Source organism: Cellulosimicrobium sp. 4261 (assembly GCF_040546915.1).
GTDB classification, from domain to species: Bacteria; Actinomycetota; Actinomycetes; order Actinomycetales; family Cellulomonadaceae; genus Cellulosimicrobium; species Cellulosimicrobium cinnabarinum.
Window position 1 is genome coordinate 239,286 of sequence record NZ_JBEPOQ010000002.1, and the last position, 24,599, is coordinate 263,884.

At 76.9% G+C, this 24,599-nt stretch carries 20 protein-coding genes; 8 read left to right on the forward strand and 12 right to left on the reverse strand.

The annotated features are described in order from the left end of the window. Positions 1 to 40: 40 nt before the first annotated feature. The 5 genes from ABIE39_RS03375 to ABIE39_RS03395 all read right to left on the reverse strand — a co-directional run bounded on the left by ABIE39_RS03375 (position 41) and on the right by ABIE39_RS03395 (position 6,736). On the reverse strand, positions 41 to 1,177 hold the full coding sequence (locus ABIE39_RS03375; RefSeq protein WP_354050451.1) for an endonuclease/exonuclease/phosphatase family protein: 1,137 nt from the start codon (positions 1,175 to 1,177) through the stop codon (positions 41 to 43). 210 nt (positions 1,178 to 1,387) lie between these two features. Next, positions 1,388 to 1,861 carry an HNH endonuclease gene (locus ABIE39_RS03380; RefSeq protein ID WP_074806508.1) on the reverse strand — a complete coding sequence of 158 codons (474 nt, stop codon included), beginning with the start codon at positions 1,859 to 1,861 and terminating at the stop codon, positions 1,388 to 1,390. A gap of 272 nt (positions 1,862 to 2,133) precedes the next feature. Next, positions 2,134 to 3,468, reverse strand: coding sequence for a low temperature requirement protein A (locus tag ABIE39_RS03385; RefSeq protein ID WP_186810403.1), 1,335 nt, complete (start codon positions 3,466 to 3,468; stop codon positions 2,134 to 2,136). Then, positions 3,465 to 4,997 carry an ATP-binding protein gene (locus ABIE39_RS03390; protein WP_354050453.1) on the reverse strand — a complete coding sequence of 511 codons (1,533 nt, stop codon included), beginning with the start codon at positions 4,995 to 4,997 and terminating at the stop codon, positions 3,465 to 3,467. The genes ABIE39_RS03385 and ABIE39_RS03390 overlap by 4 nt, the downstream gene beginning before the upstream one ends. Positions 4,998 to 5,059: 62 nt before the next feature. Further along, on the reverse strand, positions 5,060 to 6,736 hold the full coding sequence (locus tag ABIE39_RS03395; protein ID WP_255437115.1) for an NAD(P)/FAD-dependent oxidoreductase: 1,677 nt from the start codon (positions 6,734 to 6,736) through the stop codon (positions 5,060 to 5,062). 182 nt (positions 6,737 to 6,918) lie between these two features. On the opposite strand from ABIE39_RS03395, the gene ABIE39_RS03400 reads away from it, so the two are divergent. From ABIE39_RS03400 to ABIE39_RS03420, 5 genes are read left to right on the forward strand one after another with little or no spacing between them, the layout of a single operon-like run. Then, positions 6,919 to 8,484: a pyridoxal phosphate-dependent decarboxylase family protein gene (locus ABIE39_RS03400; protein ID WP_354050455.1), complete on the forward strand. Its 1,566-nt coding sequence runs from the start codon at positions 6,919 to 6,921 to the stop codon at positions 8,482 to 8,484. Continuing rightward, positions 8,481 to 10,043 (forward strand): lysine N(6)-hydroxylase/L-ornithine N(5)-oxygenase family protein, encoded by a 1,563-nt coding sequence (locus tag ABIE39_RS03405; RefSeq protein ID WP_354050457.1) that lies wholly within the window; start codon positions 8,481 to 8,483, stop codon positions 10,041 to 10,043. The genes ABIE39_RS03400 and ABIE39_RS03405 overlap by 4 nt, the downstream gene beginning before the upstream one ends. Beyond that, positions 10,040 to 12,562: a GNAT family N-acetyltransferase gene (locus tag ABIE39_RS03410; protein ID WP_354050459.1), complete on the forward strand. Its 2,523-nt coding sequence runs from the start codon at positions 10,040 to 10,042 to the stop codon at positions 12,560 to 12,562. The genes ABIE39_RS03405 and ABIE39_RS03410 overlap by 4 nt, the downstream gene beginning before the upstream one ends. A 1-nt stretch (position 12,563) precedes the next feature. Next, positions 12,564 to 14,795, forward strand: a complete 2,232-nt coding sequence (locus tag ABIE39_RS03415) for a penicillin acylase family protein (RefSeq protein WP_354050461.1) — start codon at positions 12,564 to 12,566, stop codon at positions 14,793 to 14,795. Then, positions 14,792 to 15,427: a GNAT family N-acetyltransferase gene (locus tag ABIE39_RS03420; RefSeq protein ID WP_354050463.1), complete on the forward strand. Its 636-nt coding sequence runs from the start codon at positions 14,792 to 14,794 to the stop codon at positions 15,425 to 15,427. Before ABIE39_RS03415 ends, ABIE39_RS03420 begins: the two co-directional genes overlap by 4 nt. A gap of 67 nt (positions 15,428 to 15,494) precedes the next feature. Here ABIE39_RS03420 and ABIE39_RS03425 read toward each other — a convergent pair whose 3' ends face one another. From ABIE39_RS03425 to ABIE39_RS03445, 5 genes are read right to left on the reverse strand one after another with little or no spacing between them, the layout of a single operon-like run. Next, the gene (locus ABIE39_RS03425; protein ID WP_354050465.1) at positions 15,495 to 16,001 is read right to left on the reverse strand and encodes a hypothetical protein; all 507 of its coding nucleotides are present in this window, start codon (positions 15,999 to 16,001) and stop codon (positions 15,495 to 15,497) included. Positions 16,002 to 16,056: 55 nt separating this feature from the next. Next, complete coding sequence (locus tag ABIE39_RS03430; RefSeq protein ID WP_175008531.1) at positions 16,057 to 16,419, reverse strand: ACT domain-containing protein; 363 nt, start codon at positions 16,417 to 16,419, stop codon at positions 16,057 to 16,059. 39 nt (positions 16,420 to 16,458) lie between these two features. Continuing rightward, the gene (locus ABIE39_RS03435; protein WP_354050467.1) at positions 16,459 to 17,589 is read right to left on the reverse strand and encodes an NAD(P)/FAD-dependent oxidoreductase; all 1,131 of its coding nucleotides are present in this window, start codon (positions 17,587 to 17,589) and stop codon (positions 16,459 to 16,461) included. Further along, positions 17,586 to 18,137, reverse strand: a complete 552-nt coding sequence (locus ABIE39_RS03440; RefSeq protein ID WP_175008533.1) for an isoprenylcysteine carboxylmethyltransferase family protein — start codon at positions 18,135 to 18,137, stop codon at positions 17,586 to 17,588. The genes ABIE39_RS03435 and ABIE39_RS03440 overlap by 4 nt, the downstream gene beginning before the upstream one ends. Then, positions 18,134 to 19,318: a 3-oxoacyl-[acyl-carrier-protein] synthase III C-terminal domain-containing protein gene (locus ABIE39_RS03445; RefSeq protein WP_175008534.1), complete on the reverse strand. Its 1,185-nt coding sequence runs from the start codon at positions 19,316 to 19,318 to the stop codon at positions 18,134 to 18,136. Before ABIE39_RS03445 ends, ABIE39_RS03440 begins: the two co-directional genes overlap by 4 nt. 108 nt (positions 19,319 to 19,426) lie before the next feature. Here ABIE39_RS03445 and ABIE39_RS03450 point away from each other — a divergent pair, with 108 nt between their 5' ends. After that, entirely contained in the window at positions 19,427 to 20,281 is an 855-nt protein-coding gene (locus ABIE39_RS03450; protein WP_354050469.1) for a UbiA family prenyltransferase, read from the forward strand. A 3-nt stretch (positions 20,282 to 20,284) separates the two neighbouring features. Here ABIE39_RS03450 and ABIE39_RS03455 read toward each other — a convergent pair whose 3' ends face one another. Continuing rightward, positions 20,285 to 21,223: a LysR substrate-binding domain-containing protein gene (locus tag ABIE39_RS03455; protein WP_354050471.1), complete on the reverse strand. Its 939-nt coding sequence runs from the start codon at positions 21,221 to 21,223 to the stop codon at positions 20,285 to 20,287. An 88-nt stretch (positions 21,224 to 21,311) separates the two neighbouring features. Here ABIE39_RS03455 and ABIE39_RS03460 point away from each other — a divergent pair, with 88 nt between their 5' ends. Beyond that, positions 21,312 to 22,292 carry a threonine ammonia-lyase gene (locus tag ABIE39_RS03460; RefSeq protein ID WP_354050473.1) on the forward strand — a complete coding sequence of 327 codons (981 nt, stop codon included), beginning with the start codon at positions 21,312 to 21,314 and terminating at the stop codon, positions 22,290 to 22,292. A gap of 73 nt (positions 22,293 to 22,365) precedes the next feature. Beyond that, complete coding sequence (locus tag ABIE39_RS03465; protein ID WP_209829184.1) at positions 22,366 to 22,986, forward strand: L-threonylcarbamoyladenylate synthase; 621 nt, start codon at positions 22,366 to 22,368, stop codon at positions 22,984 to 22,986. Between the two features lie 59 nt (positions 22,987 to 23,045). Here the strand turns inward: ABIE39_RS03465 and ABIE39_RS03470 are convergent, their stop codons facing one another. Next, positions 23,046 to 24,587: a lipase maturation factor family protein gene (locus tag ABIE39_RS03470; protein ID WP_209829183.1), complete on the reverse strand. Its 1,542-nt coding sequence runs from the start codon at positions 24,585 to 24,587 to the stop codon at positions 23,046 to 23,048. Between the last annotated feature and the right edge of the window lie 12 nt (positions 24,588 to 24,599).

Here is a 24,599-nt window from a genome sequence, read left to right on the forward strand (position 1 = left end):
CGGCCGGGCGCCCACCGCCCCGGGCGCCCGGCCGGGCTCGTCACGCGAGGTCGACGTCGGCCCACAGGGCAGCGTGGTCGGACGCCGCGTGCACCGGCGAGGTCATCGTGTCGTAGTGCGGGAACAGGGTCCCGTCCTTCCCGCCCCACACGCCCCGGCGGAAGACGGACCCGCCCACGGTGCGCTCGAACAGCGCGGGGGAGAGCAGGACGTAGTCGATCTTCTGGCTCGCGGTCCCGTTGCCGTACGTCCCGGGGCGCCCGTCGCCCCGGAAGTCCGGGTGCACGCTCACGTCGCGCAGGTCGGTCCCCTCGAGGAGCGGGCGCAGCGGCACCGACCCCGGGGTGTCGTTGAGGTCGCCGACGACCACGACGTGCTCCTCGCCGCGGGCGCGCAGGCCGGCGTAGATCGCCGCGGTGCGGGTCGCCTGGCGGCGCCGGGTCGCGTCCGACTCGGCCTGCGTCCCGTACCCCTTGGACTTGAAGTGGTTGACGAGCACGGTGAGCGTGCCGCCGCCGGGCAGCGTGACGACGTACTCGGGGCAGTCGCGACCGAAGACGAGTCGGCCGCGCGAGTCCCGGTCGTCGACGTGGGAGCGCACGGTCCCGATCTCGTACGGTCGCCGGGTGAGCAGCCCGACGTCGATCCCGCGGTCGTCGTTGCCGTCGATGACCATGACGTGCGGGTAGAGCGCGCGCCCGGAGCGGGTGACGCCCGCGTCGGTGAAGCGCTTGAGCGCGACGCGGCTCTCGGCCTCGACGACCGCGAGGACGTCCGCGCCGACGTCGGCCACGACGCGCGCCGTGTGCACCATCGCGAGCTCGTCGATCCGGTCCTTGACGAGGTCGACCCAGCCGACCCAGTCGCCCCGCCCGGTCGCGACCACCTCCGTGCGGGCGGTCCCGGCGGCCTGCGACCCGGTGCGGCGCACGAGCCGCCCCCGCACCTGGCGCAGCAGCGCGAGCGCGGCGGCGTCGGCGCGCAGCAGGCCGAGCGTCTCCAGGTGCTCCAGGATCTCGGCGCGGACGTCGGGGTCGTACCGCTCCTCGGCGATCAGGGCGTTGACCCGGGCGTGCGCCGCCAGGACCGCGTTCCCCACGGTCAGCGGGCCCGCCATCGCGCGCGGTCGCTCGAACAGGTTCTCGACGTTGAACGTCCCGATCCGGACCGTCGCCATCGTGGGCTCCCTCGCGCGGTCCGGGACCCGAGGTGGGTGCGTGACGCGGACCGGCTCCACCAGGAGGGAGGGGCGCGGCCGGTGTCCCGGACGCCGCCGCGCTCGCGGGCGCCGGGCAGCCCGGCCCGCTCGGGCGCGGCCGGCCCGGCCGGTGTCACCGCCACCGGCCGGGCAGACCGTGACCGGCCGGGCGCGCCGGCCGGTGTCCCGTCAGCGTCTGCGCGGGGCGGGCGCTGACGGGTAGATGTCGCGGAACGCGGGCTCGAACGGTCTGGACAGGAGCCGCAGGCCCGCCTGCTCGGGCGTGCGCCCGCCCTTGGCCGCGTTGCACGGCTCGCACGCGGCGACGGCGTTGAGCCACGTCGTCGTGCCGCCCTGGCAGCGCGGGACGACGTGGTCCATCGTCGTCGCGGTGCCCCCGCAGTACGCGCAGCGGTAGCGGTCGCGGCGCAGGAGCGCCGCGCGCGAGTACGGGACGCGGCCCTGGCGCTCGTACACCCAGCGCGCGTGCACGTACCGCACGAGCGCGACCGACCGGGGGCGCTGGTAGGGCCCGAACGTCTCGCCCTCGACGGCCTCCAGCACCTCGGCGACCTGCCGGTGCAGCATGCGGATCGCGTGGCGCAACGACACGCGGCCGAGCTCCTGGCTGCCGCCGAGGTTGTAGATGACCACCTCGCTCATCGTCGCTCCTCCTGTCGTGCGTCGCGTGCCGTGCCCCGGGACGACGAGAGCCGCCCCAGGACGGTGCCCCAGGACGGCTCTGCAGGTGGACGACGCACGTCGTCTACCTGAGGAGCGCCCTTCGGGACGGGTCGACGGACCGCTCGTGCGTCACGCGGGTCCACCTGCCCTTCACCGGTCGTCATGGTCGAGCGTCCGGGCGGGTCTCGACCGGACGCCATGAGGCTATGCCCGCGAGCGCGCGACGTCCACGCCTTTGCGCCGGGGAGGAGTCAGGTGTCGTCCCGCACGTCCGTCTCCGACGCCGCCGCACCCGGCTCGGCGCCCGGCCCCGTGCCGAGGTCCGCGCCCGACGCCGCGTCGCCCGACGTCGGCCGCTTCGCGCGCCCGGCACCGGAGAGCTGGACGAGCAGCGCGGCCGACAGGACCCACACGAGCCCCGCGGCCGAGACGGACCCGCCCCCGAACGTGGCGAGCGCCCCGGCGGCCACGACGGGCACGGCGAGGACCAGCGCCGTGCGGACGTCGCGCAGCACGGCGTGCACGCCCGCGGACACCAGCCCGTGGACGGCGAACGCCCCGACGAGCAGCGCGAGCTCGCTGGGCTCGAGCGCCCGCGCCGGGCGGTCCAGGACGCCCCCGAGCGCGCCCGCGAGCGTGGCGAGGGCCCCCGTCGTCACGAGGTGCAGGAACCACGCGACGCGCGGCGGCACGCCGGCCGGGCGCAGGAGCGCCACGCCCGCGTAGCCCGAGCGCACCGTGAGCGCCCACAGGCCGACCAGCAGGGTGAACGCCCCTGCGCCCGCCACGAGCAGGGAACGGTCCCACTCGGCCTCGCTCGCGGCGTCGATCGCCTGGATGAGGCCCTCGCCGAGCACGATGATGACGAACAGCCCCAGCCGCTCGCCGAGGTGAGGCACGTCGCTCGCGGCCGCGTCGACCGTCGTCGGGACCTCCAGGCCGCGCCGCCGCCCGCGGTCCGGCGCGCCGGGCCGCGCACGACGCCCGCCCAGCTCCCGACCCCGGCCCCGGCGCTCGCGGACCTCGTCGAGGCGCTCCTGCGCGCGTCGCACGAGCCGCTCGCCGGAGAGCGTGAGGAGCAGCAGGAGGTCGATCGCGAGGCCGACGCCCCACAGCACGTAGCGGGTCTGGCCGTCGGCCCACCACGACACGATCCAGGGCACGACCCCGGCGAGCGCCTGCACGACGGGCAGGTCGACGACGACGGTCGTGCGCCGCCACGGGCGCGCGGCGACGAGGCGTCCCACGACGTAGGCGACGGCGAACGCCTGGGCGTGCTCGTCGTGGATGCCCGGCACGGCGGCGATCATCACGGCGAGCGCGGCCATGCCGGCGAGGATCGGCAGGGACCGCGCACCCTCTCCCGCGACGTTGCCGTACGTGGTGAAGCACGCCCACACGAGCCAGAACGCCGTGTACGCCACGACGTACAGCGCGAGCCCGCCGCCGTCGTGGTCCTCCTGGAGGAGGTGGGCGAGCATGCCGATGCCCGCGACGACGACGAGGTCGAAGAACAGCTCGAGCCAGGAGGCGTGGCGCTCCTCGCCGACCGGCGACGTCCCCGCCGCCGGGGAGGGGGCCGTCACGCGCGCCCGTCGGGCGTGGGGGGCGCGGGCTCGAGCGGGAGCCGCACGACGAACCGCGTGTCGCCCGGCACGGACGTCACGGCGAGGTCGCCGTGGTGCTTGTTCACGACGATGCGCCACGAGATGTCGAGGCCGAGCCCGGTGCCCTGGCCGACGGGCTTCGTGGTGAAGAACGGCTCGAAGATGCGGGGGCGCACGTCGTCGGGGATCCCGGGGCCGGTGTCGGCTACCTCGACCTCGGCGTGGTCGTCGACGCGCCGGGTGGTCACGGTGAGGGTGCCGGTGCCGGCCATGGCCTGCGCGGCGTTCTCGACGAGGTTGGTCCACACCTGGTTGAGCTCGGCGGCGTACACGGGCACGGCGGGCAGGTCGGGGTCGTAGCGGCGCACGACCTCGACGCCGTCGAGGGTGTGGTCGAGCATCGTCAGTGTGGAGTCGAGCAGCTCGTGCAGGTCCACGGGCCGGAACGGCGCCCGGTCGAGCTGGGAGTACTGGCGGGCGGCCCCGACGAGCGTGGAGATCCGCACCGTGGCGTCCTCGATCTCGGCCATGAGCTGCTCGGTCTCGATCGTGTACGCGAGCCAGCTCACCGCGCCGGTGAGCGCGCCGGCGTCGACCCGCGCGGCGACGCGGTCGAGCCACGGCTCGTCGATGCCGGCCTGGACGAGCGCGGGGGAGACCCGCCACCCCTCGGGCAGGCCGTGGTCGTCGAGCCAGTCGGTGAGGCGGTCCTCCAGGTCGGAGGTCTCCAGGGCGCCGACGGCCTCCGCGGTGCGCGTGTCCGCGTACCGCTCGAGGGCCTCCTCCTGGAGCCGGATCAGCTCGGCGAGCGTGGCGCGGTCGTAGGGGCCGTCGGCGATGAGCGCCAGCTTGTGCCGCATGGCGGCGACGCGCTCGCGCAGCGTCCCGGTGGCGCGCACCGCGGCGGCGGCCGGGTTGTTGAGCTCGTGCGTGAGCCCCGCGGACAGGGACCCGAGGGCGAGCAGCCGCTCGCGCTGCCCGACGAGCTGCTGCGCGTCGCGCGTGCCCCAGAACACGCCCTCGAGCAGGTGCACCGCCATGGGGAACCACTCGGTCATGAGCTTCGCGAAGTCGTGGGCCGCGAGGACGAAGAACCGCGAGGGCTCGAGCGCGCGTGCCGAGTGCAGGTAGGTCTGGGGCAAGCGGTCGCCCAGGTAGGCGTTCCACGCCCCGAGGTAGACCCCGACCTGACGGGTGCGCGAGACCTCGACCTCGTCCTCGCCGACGCGACGGAACAGGGCGACGCCGCCGTCGAGCAGGACGTAGAACGCCTCGGCGGGCGAGCCCTCGTGGAACAGCCAGCCCGCGTCGTGCCGCTCGACGTGCCCGGTCGCGCACAACCACGCGAGCTGGGGGTCGGTGAGATGCTCGAACAGGAACGTGGCGCGCAGCTCGTCGACGTCGCACGGCAACCACCCGCGCGCGGCGGCGGCCGCGGCGGTGGGGTCGGTCGCCGGGGACGCGTCCTCGGTGGGCGGGGTCGTGGTGGGGTCCTCGGTGCTGGTCACGGTGTCGCCTCCGGGTTCGGGTCGGGGCCTGCGTCGTCGGGGCGGCGTCGCGGGGCCGAGGGTCAGAGCTGTTCGAGGTAGCGGTGGACGAGCATGACGGCCATGGCGCCCTCGCCGACCGCGGACGCGACGCGCTTGGCCGACTCCGCGCGCACGTCCCCGGCGGCGAACACGCCGGGCACGGACGTCTCCAGGTGGTAGGGCGGGCGGTCGAGCGTCCACCCGGCGGGCGGTGCGCCGTCGTGCAGGAGGTCGGGGCCCGCGAGCACGAACCCGCGGGGGTCGCGCGCGACGACGCCGTCGAGCCAGTCGGTGCGGGGCGCGGCGCCGATGAACACGAACGCCCACCCGCACTCGACGCGCGTGGTGGTGGCGGCGTCGAGGTCGCGCAGCTCGAGGTGCTCCAGGTGGTCGTCGCCGGACGCCGCGACCACCTCCGTGCGGGTGAGGACCCGCACGCGCGGGTGGGCCTCGACCTGCTCGACGAGGTAGGACGACATGGACCGGGCGAGCGAGTCGCCCCGCACGACGAGCGTGACCTGCTTGGCCTCGCGCGCGAGGTACAGCGCCGCCTGCCCGGCGGAGTTCGCGCCCCCGACGACGTACACCTCCTGGTCCTGGCACGCGGACGCCTCGGTGAGCGCCGAGCCGTAGAACACGCCGCGGCCCACGAGGTCCGCGAGGCCCGGGCCGTCGAGCAGCCGGTAGGAGACGCCGGACGCGAGGATGACGGTGTGCGCGTCGATCGACGTGCCGTCGGGGAACCGCACCGAGCGGGCCGGGCCGTCGACGTCGAGCTCGACGGCGTCGCGCGTCGTGACGATCTCGGCGCCGAACCGCACGGCCTGGCGGCGCGCGCGCTCGGCGAGCTGGGCGCCCGAGATCCCGTCGGGGAACCCGAGGTAGTTGTCGATGCGCGAGCTCTGCCCGGCCTGTCCGCCGGTCGCGGTGCGCTCGACGAGCACCGTCCGCAGCCCTTCCGACGCCCCGTAGAGCGCCGCGCTGAGCCCCGCGGGCCCGCCGCCCACGACGACGAGGTCGTAGAAGTCGGCCGTGGGTCGCGTGGCGAGCCCGACGCGCTCGGCGAGCGTCGCGTCGTCGGGCGCGACGAGGGGCTCGCCCTCGGGCGTGACGACGAGGGGGAGGGTCTCGCCGTCGGCCTGCGCGGCCGTGAGCAGGCGCGCCCCCTCGGCGGACTCCGACGGGTACCACCGGTAGGGCACGCGGTTGCGCGCGAGGAACTCGCGCACCTGCGACGAGCGTGCCGACCACCGGTGCCCGACGACGACGGTCTCGGCCGGGCGGCGCCGGTCGGTCGCGGACCACGCCTCGAGCTGGGCGTCCACGACGGGGTAGAGCTTCTCCTCGGGCGGGTCCCACGGCTTGAGCAGGTAGTAGTCGAGGTCGACGACGTTGATCGCCTCGATCGCGGCCTCGGTGTCCGCGTAGGCGGTGAGCAGGACGCGCCGCGCCGCGGGGAAGAGGTCCATCGCCTGCTCGAGCAGCTCGACGCCCGTCATGCCGGGCATGCGGTGGTCGGCGAGGACGACGGCGACGTCCTCGCCCCGCAGCGCGAGCTCGCGCAGCGCGGAGAGCGTCTCCGCACCCGACTCGGCGCGCACGATCCGGTAGCGGTCGCCGTAGCGGCGGCGCAGGTCGCGCGCGACCGCGCGCGAGACCCCGGGGTCGTCGTCCACGGTGACGATCGCAGGACGGGTCGTCGCGACGGTGGGTTCCACACGGCCTCCTCGGGCACCAGGACGGGCGACTGCCATCCTCTCCCCGGCGTGGCCACGCGTCCACGGCGACGTGGCGCAGGTCACCCTTGACGGGGGACCGCGCTGCGCTAGGTTAGGCAAGGCAAACCTCAGGTTGCCCCGCCGTGCTCCGCGGCGGTCCTCTCCCCGTCCTGGAGCCTCGCATGCTCTCAGCACGATCCGTCGCGCCCGCGCACGGTACCCCGACCGCCCCGGCGCTGCTCACCGGCGCGACCGCGGGCGCCTACGCCAGCACCCTGCACGCCGTCGTGGACGACGTCGCCGCGCGCGTGGCCGCCGTCGACCAGCCCTGGTCCGGCGCCAGCCGCGCCCACCTGGCCGCGCTCGTCGACGCCACCGACCTCGACGGCCCCGGCGTCGGGACCGACACGGCGCTGCGCGAGACCGCCGACCTCTACGCGACCCACGCCGTGTGGTTCCACCACCCGGCCTACACCGCGCACCTCAACTGCCCGGTCGCGCTGCCCGCGGTCGGTGCCGAGGCCCTGCTCGCCGCGATCAACACGTCCGTCGACACCTACGACCAGTCGACCGTCGCGACCCTCATGGAGCGTCGCGTCGTCGCCTGGACCGCGGGCCGCGTCGGGTACGTCGCCGGCGACGGCGTCCTCACGTCGGGCGGCACGCAGTCCAACCTCCACGCGCTCTTCCTCGCCCGCGAGCGCACCGTCGAGCGCGCCGCCCGGGACGGGCTCGGGCGCTCGGCCGTCCTGCCGCGCCTGCGCGTCCTGGCGGCGGGGTCGAGCCACTTCAGCGTCGCGCGCTCGGCCCTCCTGCTCGGTCTCGCCGACGACGCGGTCGTGCGGGTCGAGGCCGACGCCGACGGTCGGGTCGTGCCCGCGGCGCTCGCGGCCGCCGTCGACGCGGCGCACGCCGCGGGCGAGGTCGTCATGGCGGTCGTCGCGACCGCCGGCACGACCGACCGCGGCTGCGTGGACCCGCTCGCCGCGGTCGCGGACGTGTGCGACGCGGCCGACGTGTGGTTGCACGTCGACGCCGCCTACGGGTGCGGGCTCCTGGTGTCCCCGACGCGCCGGCACCTGCTCGACGGCATCGAGCGGTCGCGGTCGGTGACGGTCGACTACCACAAGGCGTTCTTCCAGCCCGTGTCCGCGAGCGCGCTGCTCGTGCGCGAGCGCGCCGACCTGGAGCGCGTCGCGCACCACGCGGACTACCTCAACCCGCGCGAGAACGCCGAGCCGAACCAGGTCGACGTGTCGCTCCAGACGACCCGCCGCTTCGACGCGCTCAAGCTCTGGACGACGCTGCGCGCGCTCGGGCCCGGCGGGGTCGGCGCGATGGTCGACGCCGTGTGCGACCTCGCCGCGCAGGTGCACGCCGACCTCGCGGACGACCCCGACCTGCGGGTGCTGGGCCGGACGGACCTCTCCACGGTCCTGTTCCGGTACGAGCCGCCCGGGTTGTCCGCGGCGCACGCGGACCGCCTCGTGCCGCTCGTGCGGCGGGTGCTGTTCGAGTCCGGTCGCGCGGTGGTCGCCAAGACCGTGCTCGACGGCGTCCCGTGCCTCAAGCTCACGCTGCTCAACCCGACCGTCACGCTCGCGGACGTGCGCCACGTGCTCGACCTCGTGCGCACGACCGCCCAGGCGCTCGTCGAGCGCGACGAGCTGCTGCACGACGACGACGTCGCGGCGCACGCCGCGGACCTCGTGGCGTCGCTCGCGACCGCCGGGGCGGTGACCCGATGACCACGACCGCTCCCACGACGAGCGGCCCCGCCCCGGCGCCCCACGACCCGGCGCGCGTGCGCGACGTGGTCGGCGTGGGGATCGGGCCGTTCAACCTCGGCCTCGCCGCGCTGTCCGCGCCCCTCGACGACGTCGACGCCGTGTTCCTCGACGCCGCGCCCGAGTTCCGCTGGCACCCCGGCATGATGATCGAGGGCGCGACGATCCAGGTCCCGTTCCTCGCCGACCTCGTCACGATGGCGGACCCGACGTCGCCGTACTCGTTCCTCGCGTTCCTCAAGGCCACGGGCCGGCTCTACCCGTTCTACATCCGCGAGTCGTTCTACCCGCTGCGCGCCGAGTACGACGCGTACTGCCGCTGGGTCGCGGCCCGCCTGGGCTCGCTGCGCTGGTCGCGGCGCGTCGTCGCCGTCGAGCACGACCCGGCCGCCGACGCGTTCGTCGTGCGGGCCGAGACGCTCGCGCCCGACGGGAGCGTCACCGGTACCGAGGAGCACCGGGGCCGCCACCTCGTGCTCGGCGTCGGCACGTCCCCGGTGCTGCCGCCCGCGCTGCGGGCGCTCGCGGACGAGGTCGCGCGCGGCGAGCACCCGGGCGCGGGGCCGCTCGTGCACAGCGCGCAGTACCTGCCGCACCGCGACGCGCTCGCGGCGGCGGGCTCGGTCACGGTCGTGGGCAGCGGCCAGTCGGCCGCCGAGGTCTACCGCGACCTGCTCGACGGCGTCCACGGCGACGCGCGGCGCCCCGGGTACCGCCTCGACTGGGTGACGCGCTCGCCGCGCTTCTTCCCCATGGAGTACACGAAGCTCACGCTCGAGATGACGTCGCCGGAGTACACCGACCACTTCCACGCGCTGCCGCTCGAGCTGCGCCAGCTCCTCGGCCGTGAGCAGCGGGGCCTGTACAAGGGGATCAGCGGCGACCTCGTGGACGAGATCTACGACGCGCTGTACCGCCTGAGCCTCGACCGCCCGGTGCCGACGACGCTGCTCACCGACACCGAGGTCGTCGCCGCGCGCTACGAGCCGACCACCGGCGGGCGCGACGACGAGAGCGTGCCAGGGCGGGCCGGCGCCGCCGCCCCGGCGGGGGAGTACGTGCTGCGGCTGCGGCACGCGCAGCTCGGGCGGGAGGTCGAGCGCCGCACGCGCGCGCTCGTCGTCGCGACGGGCTACGCCGCTTCGGTCCCGGCGTTCCTCGACCCGGTGCGCCACCTGCTCCGGTTCGACGAGCTCGGGCGGTTCGACGTCGCACGCGACTACACGGTCGACCACGCGCGCCGGGTCCACGTGCTCAACGGCGAGGAGCACACCCACGGCATCACCGCGCCGGACCTCGGGTTCGCCGCGTGGCGCAACGCCGTCGTGCTGCGCACCGTCACGGGGCGCGAGGTGTACCCGGTGGAGGAGCGCATCGCGTTCCAGACGTTCGGCCTGCCCGACGACGCGGCTCCCTCGGGTCCTCCGTCCCCGGCCACCACTCCCACGACGACCCCCGCCACGTCGGACGCCGCGGCGCGCGTCGCGGCAGGCGAGCGCACGGCAGGGGAGGCCCGATGAGCGCCACCACGACGACGGCGCGGGACGTCGCCCTGCCTGACGCTGTCGCGTCGGGCGCGAGCCCGGGCGCCGCCTTCACGGTGCGGGTCCGGCTCGGCGACGGCCGCGCGGACGTCTCGCTCGAGCCCGTCGACCCGGCGCGCGACGCCGCGCTCGTGCAGGGCTGGCTCGCGCACCCCCGCTCGGCGTTCTGGCAGCTGGGCCACCTCGACGTCGACGGCGTGCGCGACTACCTCGCGGCGGTCCGCGCCGACCCGCACCAGGACGCGTGGCTCGGCCGGGTCGACGGTGCGCCGGCGTTCCTCGTGGAGACGTACGACCCGGCGCGCGTCACGCTCGCCGACGTCCCCGCGGCCGCCGCGCTCCTGGAGCCCGGCGACGTCGGGATGCACCTGCTCGTCGCGCCCCCGCCCGGGCCCCCGCGCGGCGGGTTCACCTCGGCCGTGATGGGCGCCGTCGTGCGGTTCTGCCTGGCCCCCGCGGGCCGTGGCGCCCGCCGTGTCGTCGTCGAGCCGGACGTGCGCAACGCCGCGATCGCGGCGAAGAACGCCGCGGCGGGGTTCCGCGTGCTGCGCGAGGTGGACCTCCCGGGCAAGACGGCGCACCTCGCCGTCGCGACGCGTGCGGACCTCGACGCGAGCCCGCTCGGCGACGGTGTGGACCTCGCCCCGCACCTGCGCCCCGACCTCGCCGAGCGCGCGCACCGCCACCTCGTCGCGAAGACCATCGCCGAGCTCACCCACGAGCGGCTGCTCGCGCCGCGCGCGGAGGTCTGGCCGGTCGAGACGAACGGGTGGGGCGAGTACGTGCTGCCCGTCGCGGGCGGCTCGGTGGAGTACCGCTTCCGCGCGCGGCGGTACGCGCTCGAGCACTGGGTGCTCGACGAGGCGTCGATCCGGCGCACCGTGACGGACGGACGCCCCACGCAGGACCGGCCGGACCTGCCGGACGACGCGGGCGCCCCGGCGGGTGCGGACCGCGCCGGCGCGCCCCGCGAGCTGACGGTCGACGCGCTCGACCTCGTCGTCGAGCTCCAGCCCGACCTGCGCATCCCCGACGACCTGCTCGCCACCTACCTCGAGGAGGTGTCGTCCACGCTCGCGAGCGCGACCGCGAAGCTCGAGCGGTACGCGCGCACCGGCGGGCCGAGCGCCACCGACCTCCTCGACGCGTCGTTCCAGCAGGTCGAGGCGGCCATGACGGAGGGGCACCCGGGGTTCGTCGCGAACAACGGGCGCATCGGGTTCGGCCTGGCGGAGTACCGCGCGTACGCGCCCGAGAACGGCGGCCGCGTGCGCCTCTTGTGGCTCGCCGCGCGGCGCGAGCACACCCACCTCGCGCTCGGCGCCGGGCTCGACGAGGAGACGCACTACGGGGCCGAGCTCACGCCCGACGAGCGCGCCGCGTTCGCGGACCGGCTCGCCGCGCGCGGCCTCGACCCGGCCGACTACCTCTACCTCCCCGTGCACCCGTGGCAGTGGGAGCACCGCGTGCCCATCACGTTCGCGGCCGACGTCGCGCGCGGCGACCTCGTCCCGCTCGGGCCGGGCGCCGACGAGTACCAGCCGCAGCAGTCGATCCGCACGCTGTTCAACCTCACCCGGCCCGGCCGCCACTACGTCAAGGTCGCGCTCGCGATCCAGAACATGGGGTTCCTGCGCGGGCTGTCGCCCGCGTACATGCGCGACACCCCCGCGATCAACGACTGGGTCGCGGACCTCGTCGCCGCCGACCCGGAGCTCGGCGGCCGCGGGTTCACCGTGCTGCGCGAGCTCGTTTCGATCGGGTACACCGGTGACGTCTACCACCGCACCGCCACGCCGTCCCCGCACCGCAAGATGCTCGCCGCCCTGTGGCGCGAGAGCCCCGTGCCGCGCACCGCGCCCGGGGAGCGCCTCGCCACCATGGCCGCGCTCCTGCACCGCGACCCCGACGGCGCCGCGCACGCGACCGCGCTCGTGCGCGCCTCCGGGCTCGACCCCGCCGACTGGGTGCGCGCCTACCTCGACGCCTACCTGCGCCCGCTCGCCCACGCGCTCCTCGCGCACGACCTCGCGTTCATGCCGCACGGCGAGAACCTCATCCTCGTCCTGCGCGACCACGTCGTGGTCCGCGCGGTCATGAAGGACGTCGGCGAGGAGGTCGCCGTCCTCGGCGACGCGCCGCTCCCGCCCGGCGTCGAGCGGGTGCGCGCCGTCGTCGACGACGAGGAGAAGGCGCTCGCGATCTTCACCGACGTGTTCGACGGCGTCCTGCGCCACCTCGCCGCGATCCTCGCCGGCGACGGCGTGCTGGCCGAGGACCGGTTCTGGCGTCTCGTCGCCCAGTGCCTCGACGCCCACCGCGCCGACCACCCCGACCTGCGCGGCGGCGTCGACCTGCGCGCCCCGCGGTTCGCGCACTCGTGCCTCAACCGCCTGCAGCTGCGCAACACGCTCCAGATGGTCGACCTCGCCGACCAGTCCGCGTCCCTGCTGTACGCGGGCACGCTCGCCAACCCCGCCGCGCGGGAGGGCTGACGTGACGGCGGGCCCCGGCGGGTTCGAGGTGCACCGCGACGCGTGGGGCGTCCCGCACGTGCGCGCCACGGACGAGCTCGCGCTCGCGCGCGGCCAGGGGTACGTCACCGCGCTCGACCGCGGCTGGCAGATCGAGGTCGACCGGTGGCGCGCCGAGGGGCGGCTCGCCGAGCGCCTGGGCGAGCCGGGCCTCGCCTGGGACCGGTTCGCCCACCGCGTCCGCCTCGCCGACACCGCGCGCCGCGCCTACGCGGCGCTCGCGGACGACGACCGCGCCTGGGTCGACGCGTACACCGCGGGCGTCGACGACGGTCTCGACCGCGGGCGCGACGTGCCCGAGATGCACGCCCTCGCCGACCCGGCGTGGCCCGGCGGGGGCGACCTGCCCCCGCACGAGCCGTGGCCCGCGTGGGCGCCCCTCGGCGTCTTCCTCGTCGCGCACGTCCTGTTCTCCGGGTTCGGCCACGTGCTGTGGCGCGACCACGTCGCGCGCACCCTCGGGGCCGCCGTCGCGCGATCCCGCCCCGACGTGACCACCGCCACGGTGCTCGACCTGCTCGCGGCCGACGGCGGACCCGGCTCGGGGTCGAACGCGTGGGCGCTCGCGGGCGCCAGGACGCGCGCCGGGGCGCCGCTGCTCGCGGGCGACCCGCACCGCCTGCTGGAGCTGCCGGGCGTCTACCAGCAGGTGCGCCTGGCGTGCGACGCGTACGACGTCGTCGGGCTCGCGTTCCCGGGCGTCCCGGGGGTCCCGCACTTCGGGCACGCGGGCGCGGCGGCGTGGGGCGTGACGAACGCGATGGCGCACCACGTGGACGTCGTCGCGGAGCGGCTCCACCGCACGGCGGACGGCGGGGTCGTCGCGGAGGGGCCCGACGGTCCGGAGGCGGCGGACGTCGTCGTCGCCACGGTCCGGGTGCGCGCGGCGGGCGGCCCGGTCGAGCGCCGGGTGGAGACGATCGAGACGGCGCGCGGCGTCGTCGTCACGGGCGGGCCCGACGACCCGGGCCGGACGTTCGCCGTGCGTCTGCCCGCACGCGTGGACGCCGACCTCGGGGTCGCCGCGTGGCGACGGCTCCTGCGGGTCCGGTCGGCGCGCGGCGTGACGGACGCGTTCGCGACCTGGGTCGACCCGGTCGACCGCGTGCTGGCGGCCGACCGCGAGACCGTGCTGTCGATGACGGCGGGGCGCGTGCCTCGCCGCGACCCGGCCGAGCGCGCGCTGCCGCTCCCGGGGTGGGCCGACGCCGGGCGGGCCCGCCCGTGGGTCGTGCCGCCCCCGCCCGTGGTCGTCGACGACGTCGCGGTCGACGCGAACGAGCGGCCCGCGCGGCCCGACCTCGACCTGGGCCGCACGTACGCCCCGCCGCACCGCGCGCGGCGGATCCGGGCGCTGCTCGCGGCAGCGGGCGACGACGCGACCGCGGCGGACCAGTCGCGCGTCCACGCGGACACGCTGCTCGGCGGCGCGGACGACCTGCTCGGGTGGCTCGACCGCGACGTCGGCGGCCCGGGCGGCGGGGCCGGAGCCGAGACCGAGGCCGAGCGCGGCACCGGCGTGCGTCCCGACCCCGCGACGGTCCGCGCGGCGGGGCGGCTGCGCGCGTGGGACCGCCGCATGGACGCGGACAGCGCCGACGCGGCGCTCTTCGCGGCGTGGCGCGGCGCGCTCGTCGGCCGGGTCGCGGCGCACCCCGCGCTCGCGTCCCTGCACGCGCCCCACGGCCTCGACCCGGTCTTCGCGCCGTGGCTGGCCGTCACCGCGCGCGTCGCCGACGCGCTGCCCGCGCTGCTCGGCGCCGCGTGGCTCGGGCTCGACGGCGCCGCGCTCGCGTGGGCCGCGCTCGCCGACGTCGTGCGGGCGCGGGACGGCATGTCGGGCTCGGCGCCGGTGTGGGGCGACACCCACCGCGTGCTCGGGCTGCACGTGCTCCTCGACGTGCCGGGCGCCCCGGTCCCGCGCGTGCCGGACGTGCCGCTCGGCGGCGACACGGACACCGTGCGCTGCACCGCGAGCGTGCCGGGGGTCAGCGACGTGTGCGTGCGCGGGTCGGTCGCGCGCTGGGTGTGGGACCTCGCCGACCGGGACGCGAGCCGCTGGGGCGTGCCGTTCGGCGCGAGCGGCGACCCGCGCTCGCCCCACTTCGCCGACCGGCTCGCCGCCTGGGCCGACGCCGAGACCGTGCCCGTCGTGACCGACTGGGCCCTGCTGCGCCACGAGGAGACCCGATGACCGCGACCGACCTGCCCGCCCCCGGCCGCCTGCCCACCGGTGCGCCCGGCGAGCTGCTCCTCTCCCACCGCGCGCCGGGCGGCGGTCGCCTGACGCTGCGCGTCCTCGACCCGGACGCGGACCTCGACGTGCTGCACGCCTGGGTGACCCGGCCGTGGGCACGGTTCTGGGGCCTCGGGGACCTGTCCCGGACGGAGTTGCGCGACCTGTACGCGTACGTCGGGTCGCTGCCGACGCACCACGCGTTCCTCGTGCGGTGGGACGACGCCCCCGTCGCGCTCCTGCAGACGTACGAGCCGGAGCACGACCCCGTCGGCGAGGCGTACGCGGTGGCGCCGGGCGACGTCGGGCTGCACTTCCTGCTCGGCGGCCGGGGCCCGCGCGGGGCGGACCTGTGGGCCGCCATCGGTCCGCTGGTCGTCGGGTTCTGCTTCGCCGACCCGCGGGTGGACCGGATCGTCGTCGAGCCGGACGCGGCGAACGAGCGGGCGCACGCCCGGATGCGTGCCCTCGGCTTCGAGGTGGCCGAGCGGGTGCGCGTGGGGGAGAAGGACGCGCTCCTCGCGTTCCTCCCGCGTGACCGCGCGCGCGACCTGCTCGACCGGGCGGAGAGGGCAGCGGCGCGGGGGTGACCGGCTGTGCCGCCGAGAGCGGTGGCGCGGGCCGCCGAGAGCGGTGGCGCGGCGGCCGGGCGTCGGGTCAGCCGCCGGTGAACGGGGCGATCGTCAGCGGAGTACCGAGCGCCTCGCACGCGTCGCCGAGGTCTGCCTGGGCCTGCGACCACTCCGGGGACCCCACGCCGGTCGACTCCGCGAACGTCCCGACCGCGACGGCCGGCGCGGCCGCCTGGAGGTCGGCGACCGCCGTCTGCACGGCGCTGTCCCCGCCGGACGGCAGGCGGCCGAGCACGCGGGTGGCGAGCTCGTACCAGCCGTCGCGTTCCGGCTCCGCCATGCGGCCGTCGGCGAGGCCGAGGTCGGCGTTCTCCACGATCGTCATGACGTCGCTGGAGGCGACGCAGGTCGCGGCGTCGTCAGCGGCCTCGTCCTCCGCCGGGACAGCCGTGGCGGGCGACGGCGCGGCGCTGCTCGCCGCCTGCGATCCCGCGGTCCCGTCCGCCGGGCCCGTACCGCCGGACCCGCACCCGCCCAGGACCGCCGTGCTCAGCACCACGGCCGCCGCCGCCACCCACCCTCGCGCTCGCATCCGCGCATGCTACCGGTGCGGGGACCGTGCGCGACGACGGGCGGTGACCCGGAGATCACCGAGGAGCGGCGACCGCGTGCCCGGCGTCGCGCAGCACCCGGGTGGCCTGCTCGAGCCGCGCCTCCGGGACCAGCACGAGGTCCGCGTGGAACGTGGACGCGACGAACACCGGCACGCCGGCCTCGCCCAGCGGCCCGACGACGGACGCGAGCACCCCCGTCGTCTCCAGCCCGTGGGCCGAGCCGTAGAACCCCGCCCACCGCTCGGCGTCGTCGAACGGGGACGCGTGCCGCACGACCGTGAGCCCTTCGGGGGCGCGCACGAGCGCGACCCACTCGTCGTCCTCGGGGAACGTGGCGCCCGGGACGTGGCCGAGCAGGAAACGGTCAGGGACGACGTGCAGGTCGAGCGAGGTCATGGCCGCACGGTAACCGCAGGTGCCCACAGCGCGGCGTCGTCAGCGGGCCAGGCGCTCCACGACCGCCCCGTACAGCCACGGCGCGGCGCTCGCGGCGGGGACGATGGCGCGGCGGGCGGGGCTGCCCGCCCAGGCGAGCAGGCCGGAGGTGAGGACGCGGTAGTCGCGCGTGGCGCGGGCCCAGGCCCGCTCGTACGCGGCCGGGTCGTCGAGGTGGCGCACGGCGGCCTCGGCCTGGGCGAGCCCGACGCGCACGCCCTCCCCGGTGAGCGCGTCGACGTACCCGGACGCGTCGCCGACCAGGCGCACGTGCCCGGCGGTGCGGCGTCGGGCGCGCTGGCGCAGGGGTCCCGCGCCGCGGACGCGCCCGAGCACGGGGGCGTCGCGCGCGCGGTCCGCGAGCTCGCCGAACGCGTCGAGCCCGTGGTGCGCTCCTCGCGGCGTGGAACGGGTGCCGTCGCGGTGGGAGAGGACGGCGACGCCGACGACGTCGGCCGCGACGGGGGTGACGTACGCCTCGGCGTGCGGCGCCCAGTGCACCTCGACGAGGTCGCTCCACGGGGCGAGCCGGTAGTGGGTGCGCAGGCCGAACCGGGCGCTCCCGCGCGGCGGGGCGTCGAGCCCGGTCAGACGGCGCACGGTGGAGTGCAGCCCGTCGCAGCCGAGCACCCGGGCCGCGCGGACGACGTCGTCCGCACCGCCGTCCGCCCCGGGAGCCTCCCCGGCGGGTCCTCGCACCGCTCCGAGCACGACGTCGACCCCGCGGGCGTCCTGGCGCAGCGCCCGGAGCGTGGCGTGCTCGATCGCGACACCCTCGGCGAGCGCGCGCTCGCGCAGGGCGGCGTGCAGCGCGGTGCGCCGCACGCCGCGGCCCGGGCCGGCGGCGAACGGGTGGTCGGCGTGGCGGGTGGCGTCGCGGTAGCTGATGCCGGCGAGCGGGTGGCCCGGCGGGTCGACGCCGAGGGCGAGGACCGCGGCGAGCGCGCCCGGGAGCAGCCCCTCGCCGCACGCCTTGTCGATGACGCCGGCGCGGCGGTCGACCACGAGGACGTCGTGCCCCGCGCGGCGGGCGTGCAGGGCGGCGGCGAGCCCGACGGGCCCGCCGCCGACGACCAGCACGTCGACGCGGCGGTCGGCCGCGCGGGCGTCGGTCGGGCGGGGAGGGGTCACGGCACGGCCGGGTGCGCGTCGGCGCCGACCGCCGTCGCGCGGGCGAGGGCGCGCTCCTCGGCAGGGATGCGGAAGCGGGCCAGGAGCATGGCGTTGAGCAGCGTGAACGCGACGGCGGTGATCCAGCACGAGTGCACGAGCGGCAGCGCGACGCCCTCGACCACGACGGCGACGTAGTTGGGGTGGCGCAGCCACCGGTAGGGGCCGCGCGCGACGAGCGGCAGGCCCGGCACGACGATGACGCGCGTGTTCCACCGCGGCCCGAGGGTCGCGATGCACCACCAGCGCAGGCCCTGGCTCGCGAGCACGAGGACGAGCATGGGCCAGCCGAGCCACGGCAGGAACGGCCGGTCGGCGAGCCACGCCTCGGCCACGCACGCGAGGAGCAGCCCCGTGTGCAGCGCGACCATCGCGGGGAAGTGCCCGCGGCCCGACTCGACGCCGCCCCGGGCGAACGACCAGCGGGCGTTGCGGGCCGAGACGACGAGCTCGGCGAGCCGTTCGACGGCGGTGGCGCCGACGAGCACCACGTACCAGGCGAGGCTCATCCGTGGACCTCCTCGCCCGGGGCGGGCGCGTGCCCGGCAGCGTGACCGGCCTGTCGCGCGGGCGCCCGGCGCGGGCCGCGGCCGTCGAGCCGCAGCAGGACGAGCTCGGTGCTCACCCCGGGGCCGAACGCCATGAGGACGGCCGGTGCGCCGGGTGGCACGTCCGTGCGGGCCAGGGTCGCGCCGAGCACGTGCAGCACGGACGCCGACGACAGGTTCCCCACGTCGCGCAGGGACGCCCGGCTGAGCGCGAGGTCCTCCTCGGCGAGTCCCAGGGTGTCGCGGACGGCGTCCAGGACGCGAGGGCCGCCCGCGTGCACGACCCACGCCCCGACGTCGGCCGGTTCGAGGTCGTGCTCGGCGAGCAGCGCCTTGACGTCGCCCAGCAGGTGCGCACCGATGAGCTCGGGCAGGCGTGCCGACAGCACGATCTCGAACCCCGTGTCGCCGACGCGCCACCCCAGGTCGCCCGTCGTGCCCGCGTGCAGGTGCGAGCGCGAGTCGACGACGCGCACGCCCCGGGCGCGCACGCCCGCGCCCGCCCGCCCGTACGGGCCCGGGCGGCGGGCGAGGCGGTGCTCGTCCCCGACGAGGACGGCCGCCCCCGCGCCGTCGCCGAACAGTCCCGACGCCACGAGGTTCGCCGTCGACGGGTCGGTGCGCTGCAGCGTCAGGGAGCACAGCTCGACGGCGACGAGGAGCGCGACGTCCCGCGGGCGCCCTCGCAGCAGGTCGTCCGCCCGCGCCAGGCCCGCCGCGCCCCCGGCGCAGCCCCACCCGAACGAAGGCGTGCGGCGCACGTCCGGTCGTAGGCCCAGCCGGGCCGCGACGAGCACGTCGAGCGTCGGCGCGCCCACGCCCGTGACCGTGGTCAGCACCACGTGGTCGACCTCGTCCGGGCGCAGGCCCGCGTCGTCGAGCGCCGCGCGGCACGCCTGCTCCGCGAGGTCGGTCCCGAGCGCGAGGAAGGCGTCGTTGGCGGAGCCGAACGACAGCCCGCCGTAGTCCTCCAGGGGCAGCGCGAGATGACGGGTCTCGACGCCCGCGTGGGCGTGCAGCCGGCGCGTGAGCGCACGGCGGACCGGGTCGTCGGTGAGCAGCTCGCTCGTGACCCGGGAGATCTCGTCCTGGCGGTACGCATGCGCGGGAAGCGAGGTCCCGACGGCGACGACGCGCGACATGCCCGCATCGTCCCACCGGCCCGGTCCGCCCGCGCGGGGGGGAGGGGTGCGCCGCGACGACCGGCCCGGCACCGGGCGCGCGGGCCGGGGGCGGGCTAGGTTGCCGCCATGGTGACCGGTCGCTCGCGAGGGCTCGTGCGCGGGCTCGTGGTCGCGAGCCACTTCCCGCCCACCGTCATGGTCACCGCGTTCGCCCTCGCGCTCTCCGCGGGCATCGGTGCGGGCGCCCGCACGACGACGCTCGTCGCGCTCGCCGTCCTCTCCGGCCAGCTCTCCGTCGGCTGGTCCAACGACTGGCTCGACGCGCGCCGCGACGTCGCCGTCGGGCGCGCCGACAAGCCCGTGGTGTCGGGCCTCGTCACGGCCGCTACCCTGCGCACGGCGGCGCTCGTGGCGCTCGCCGTGTGCCTCGCGCTGTCCCTCGCGACCGGGCCGCTGCCCGGGGTGGTGCACGTCGTCGCCGTCGGGGTCGCGTGGTCGTACAACGCGCGGCTCAAGGCCACGTGGTGGTCCTGGGCCCCGTACGCCGTGTCCTTCGGCCTGCTCGCCGTGTTCGTCGTGCTCGCCGCCCCCGGCGACGGCCGTCCCGCCCCGTGGGCCGTCGCGGCCGCCGCGCTGCTCGGCGTCGGCGCGCACGTCGCGAACACCCTGCCCGACCTCGAGGACGACGCCGCCACGGGCGTCCGCGGCCTGCCGCACCGGCTCGGGCGCCGCGCGAGCTCCGTGCTCGCGCCCGTGCTGCTCGCCGCGGCGTCCCTGCTCGTCGTGGTCGCACCCCCGACGCCCCCCGGCCCGGTGACGTGGGTTCTCGGCGCCGGGGCGCTCGTGCTCGCCCTCGCGGCCGGCGCCGTCGGGGTCGCACGCCCGCGCAGCCGCGCCCCGTTCGCGCTCTCCATGGCCGTCGCGGGCGTGTGCGTCGTGCTCCTCGTGCTCGCGGCGCCCGCCGTCGTCGTGCCCGCCTGACGGTCAGCCCGCCGCGCGCACCAGGCCCTCGACCACGGCCGTCGCCCCCGGGGAAGGGCGCTCCCCGTACGTGACCGCGAGCACGCGGCGCGCCGCGCCCGGCAGCGGGCGCACCACCACGCGCGGGTCCCGGTGCGCCCGCAGCGCCAGCGCGGGCAGCAGGGACACCCCCACGCCCGACGCCACCAGCGCCTGGACCGCGACGTAGTCGTCCGTCTCGAACGCGACGCGCGGCGTGAACCCCGCGCGCTCGCACCGGCCCACCAGGTCCGCCCGGCACCGCTCGCAGCCCGCGATCCACGCCGCGTCCGCGAGCGGTGCGAGATCCGCCGGCCCCTCCGCGGACGACGCCGCGGCGTCGCTCTTCGGGTCGTCGCGGGTGTCGTCGTGCGCACCGGGGTACGGGTCGGCACCCGGACGGACCAGGAACAGCTCCTCCGCGAGCACCGGCACCGCGCGCAGCCCGTCGGTGTCCAGCGGCGACCGGTCGTGCTCGAACACCAGCGCCACGTCCACCGCACCGCGCCGCAGCGCGTCCAGCGCCTCCGGCGGCTCCGCCTCCACCAGCCCCACGCCCAGACCCGGGTGCTCGCGCGCCAGGCGACCCACGACGTCGGGCACCAGCGTCGCCAGCGCCGACGGGAACGCCGCCAGCCGCACCCGGCCCGCCGACAACGAGACCAGGGCGTCCAGCTCCTCGCGCGCCGCACCCACGCGCCCCAGGATCTCCTCCGCCCGCGCCGCGAGCAGCCGACCCGCCGCCGTCAGCCGCACACCCCGGCCGTGCCGCTCCGTCAGCGGCACACCCACCTCCGCCTCCAGACGCGCCAGATGGTGGCTCACCGACGGCTGCGCGTAGTGCAGCGCACGCGCCGCCCCCGTCACCGACCCCTCGCGCGCCACCGCCGCCAGCACCCGCAGCCGCGTCAGGTCCACGTCCACGCCCTCATGCGCGAAGCATAGATCGCATCGATCGTTCCGCACAGAACAGGCATTGGACCGATGAGACGACCCGCGGGACCGTGGACCCATGGCCCCCGCAGACCTCGCCCCGCCCACGATGCGCGACGTCCTCGACGCCCGCCGCCTCCTCGCCACCCACCTCCAGCCCACCCCCACCCGCACCTACCCCGCGCTCGACCGCGCCACCGGCGCCCACGTCGTCGTCAAGCACGAGAACCACCAGCCCACCGGAGCCTTCAAGGTCCGCGGCGCCCTCAACCTGCTCCTGCGCCTCACCCCCGACGAGCGCGCCCACGGCGTCACCGCCTTCTCCACCGGCAACCACGCCCAGGCCGTCGCCCACGCCGCCCGCACCACCGCCACCCCCTGCACCATCGTCATGCCCACCCACCCCAACCCCACCAAGGCCGACGCCGTCCGCGACCTCGGCGCCCGCCTCGTCCTCACCGGCACCACCTTCGACGACGCCCGCGAGCACGCCACGGCGCTCGCGGCCGAGGACGGCTCCCGGCTCGTCAGCGCGGCGAACGAGCCCCTCCTCGTCGCCGGGGTCGCGACGGCGTACCTCGAGCTCCTCGCCGACGCGCCGGACCTCGACGTGCTCGTCGTCCCCGTGGGCGGGGGGAGCGGGGCGGCCGCGGCGTGCCTCGTCGCCCAGGCGCTCGCCCCCGGGCTCGAGGTCGTCGCCGTGCAGTCGGCCGCGTCGCCCGCCGCGCACGACTCGTGGCGCGCGCGCGACCTCGTCGCCCGGCCCAACACCTCGCGCGCCGAGGGCCTCGCCACCGGCACCGGCTTCGCGCTCACCCAGGCCGTCCTGCGCGAGCACCTCGACGACTTCGTCCTCGTCGACGACGACACGATCGACCGCGCCGCCGCGCTCTACCTCACCGCGGCCCGGACCGTCGCCGAGGGCGCGGGCGCCGCCGCCCTCGCCGCCGTCCTCGCCGACCCCGCCCGGTTCGCCGGCCGGCGCGTCGGCGTCGTCTGCTCCGGCGGCAACGCCAGCCCGGCGGAGCTGCTCCGGGTGTCCGCGCACCTGCCCCGGTAGCGGCACCGGGGCCGGGTGCACGACGACGGCGGTCCCGGCGGCCGGACCGCGGCCCCGGGCCTAGGCTCGCCCCATGGCCCGCTACCTCGACGTGCACCCCGACAACCCGCAGCCGCGCGCGATCGCGCAGGTCGTCGCCCTCCTCGAGGACGGCGGGCTCGTCGCCTACCCGACCGACTCCGGCTACGCGCTCGGCTGCCGCATGGACGACCGCGAGGGCGCCGACCGCATCCGCCGCATCCGCCACCTCGACGACCGGCACCACTTCACGCTCGTGTGCGCCGACTTCGCCCAGCTCGGACACTTCGTCATGGTCGACAACGCGGCGTTCCGGTCCATCAAGGCCGCCACCCCCGGGCCGTACACGTTCATCCTGCGCGCGACCTCCGAGGTCCCGCGCCGCCTCGCGCACCCCAAGAAGAAGACCGTGGGCGTCCGCATCCCCGAGGACGCCGTCGCCCAGGCCATCGTCGCCGCGCTCGGGGAGCCGATCCTGTCAAGCTCGCTGATCCTCCCCGGCTCGACGGAGGCGCTCACCGACGGCTGGGCGATCAAGGAGGAGCTCGACCACGTCGTCGACGCGGTCGTCGACGGCGGCGAGCGGGGGAGCGAGCCGACGACGGTCGTCGACTTCTCCGACGGCGCCCCCGAGGTCGTGCGCGTCGGCGCGGGCGACCCGTCCCGCTTCGAGTAGGACCGTCGCGCCGGGCCGCCGCGGGCCGGCTCGCGCGGGGCTGGCCCGCCGCCGGCCGCTCAGGCCCGCGGGCCCAGGAGCAGCCGCAGACGCCTGCGGTCGACCGGGTCGACGAGCGTCCCGCGCTCCTCGCGCACCCACCAGTCGCCGGTGCGTCGCCGCTCGGCGCGCGTCGTGTACCGGTAGCGGAAGACGCGGGCCCGCACCCACCGCGGGGCGGGGCCGTCGGGATCGTCGGCGAACGGGTCTGCCGCGAGCAGCCGCAGGGTCGGGCGGTCGGCCTCCAGGAGCCGGAGCAGCAGCACCTCGAACCAGCGCGTGCCGGGCGACCCGAGCGCGAGGAACCACATCTGCCAGTCCAGGCGCAGGTGGTAGGGCGCGACCTGCGGCGGGCGGCGCCCCACGTCGCCCGGCTTGCCGCGGAACACGTACTCGACCCAGTCGTCGGGCCCGGGGGAGCGGGCCGTCGTCCCCTCCACCACCACCTCGTCGCGGCGCCGCGAGACCGAGCCGAACGCGCCGTAGGCGTTGACGAGCCGGAACGGCTCGAAGCTCGCGTTCATGAGCTGCCGGCGCGCGACGAGGTTGCGCGCCGGGCGCACGCTGAGGACGAGCAGGAGCGCCGACACCGCGAGCACGGCCACGACGAGGGCGACCGGGCCGCCCGGGGCGGCCCCGCCGTCGGGCACCGGCCCCTCGCCGCGACCGAGCGCGGGCACGAGCCACGACCCGACGGCCGCCCACGCGCCGTCGCTCACGACACCGAGCCCGAGCACGATCGTCAGCCAGTTCAGCCACGCGAAGTTCCCCGTCACGAGCAGCCACGCCTGCGTGAGCACCACGACCCCGCCCGCGACGCTCGCGACCGGCTGCGGCGCGAAGAGCGCGAACGGCACGACGAGCTGCGTCACGTGGTTGCCCGCCACCTCGACGCGGTGCCACCACCGCGGCAGGTGGTGCGCGTGCCACGAGAACGGGCCGGGGAGGGGCTGCGTCTCGTGGTGATAATCCAGGGCCGTGAGGTCGCGCCACGCGCGGTCCCCGCGGAGCTTGATGAGTCCCGCGCCGAGCTCGACCCGGAACAGGCACCAGCGGGCGAGCAGCAGCACGAGCAGCGGGGGAGCGGCGCCCCCGCCCGACGAGCCCAGCCACCCCACGAGGAACGTCACCTCGCACAGCAGAGACTCCCACCCGAACCCGTAGAAGCGCTGCCCGACGTTCACCACCGACAGGTAGGCCGCCCACAGCACGAGGAAGGCGAGCGTCGTCAGCCACCACGGCCCGCGCTGGGGCACCCCGGCGACGAGCAGCGCCGCCAGCCCCGCCCCGCCCCACGCGAGCGCGGCGACGAACCGGTCCGAGCACCGCCACCGGAGCACGCTCGGGGCGTCCCGCCACGTCGTGCGCGCCACGAACGTCGCGGCGGGCAGCAGCCCGCGCTCGCCCAGCAGCGGGCGCCACTGCCGCACGACGACGAGGAACGCGACGACGAGGATCGCCGCGGTGCCCCGTTGCAGCACCTCGCGAGCGACGTCGTAGCCGGGCGCCCAGAACCACGACCCGAGCCAGGTCGCCACGTCGTCGGGCAGGACGTCCGCCATCTGCCCACGGTA

Bases quoted from the DNA above. Each gene is read 5' to 3' on its own strand.
- ABIE39_RS03400 (WP_354050455.1), top strand. From the start codon at position 6,919: ATGCTCTCAGCACGATCCGTCGCGCCCGCGCACGGTACCCCGACCGCC.
- ABIE39_RS03380 (WP_074806508.1), bottom strand. From the start codon at position 1,861: ATGAGCGAGGTGGTCATCTACAACCTCGGCGGCAGCCAGGAGCTCGGC.
- ABIE39_RS03470 (WP_209829183.1), bottom strand. From the start codon at position 24,587: ATGGCGGACGTCCTGCCCGACGACGTGGCGACCTGGCTCGGGTCGTGG.
- ABIE39_RS03465 (WP_209829184.1), top strand. From the start codon at position 22,366: ATGGCCCGCTACCTCGACGTGCACCCCGACAACCCGCAGCCGCGCGCG.
- ABIE39_RS03430 (WP_175008531.1), bottom strand. From the start codon at position 16,419: ATGACCTCGCTCGACCTGCACGTCGTCCCTGACCGTTTCCTGCTCGGC.
- ABIE39_RS03440 (WP_175008533.1), bottom strand. From the start codon at position 18,137: ATGAGCCTCGCCTGGTACGTGGTGCTCGTCGGCGCCACCGCCGTCGAA.
- ABIE39_RS03460 (WP_354050473.1), top strand. From the start codon at position 21,312: ATGGCCCCCGCAGACCTCGCCCCGCCCACGATGCGCGACGTCCTCGAC.
- ABIE39_RS03405 (WP_354050457.1), top strand. From the start codon at position 8,481: ATGACCACGACCGCTCCCACGACGAGCGGCCCCGCCCCGGCGCCCCAC.
- ABIE39_RS03420 (WP_354050463.1), top strand. From the start codon at position 14,792: ATGACCGCGACCGACCTGCCCGCCCCCGGCCGCCTGCCCACCGGTGCG.
- ABIE39_RS03425 (WP_354050465.1), bottom strand. From the start codon at position 16,001: ATGCGAGCGCGAGGGTGGGTGGCGGCGGCGGCCGTGGTGCTGAGCACG.
- ABIE39_RS03410 (WP_354050459.1), top strand. From the start codon at position 10,040: ATGAGCGCCACCACGACGACGGCGCGGGACGTCGCCCTGCCTGACGCT.
- ABIE39_RS03375 (WP_354050451.1), bottom strand. From the start codon at position 1,177: ATGGCGACGGTCCGGATCGGGACGTTCAACGTCGAGAACCTGTTCGAG.
- ABIE39_RS03450 (WP_354050469.1), top strand. From the start codon at position 19,427: ATGGTGACCGGTCGCTCGCGAGGGCTCGTGCGCGGGCTCGTGGTCGCG.
- ABIE39_RS03445 (WP_175008534.1), bottom strand. From the start codon at position 19,318: ATGTCGCGCGTCGTCGCCGTCGGGACCTCGCTTCCCGCGCATGCGTAC.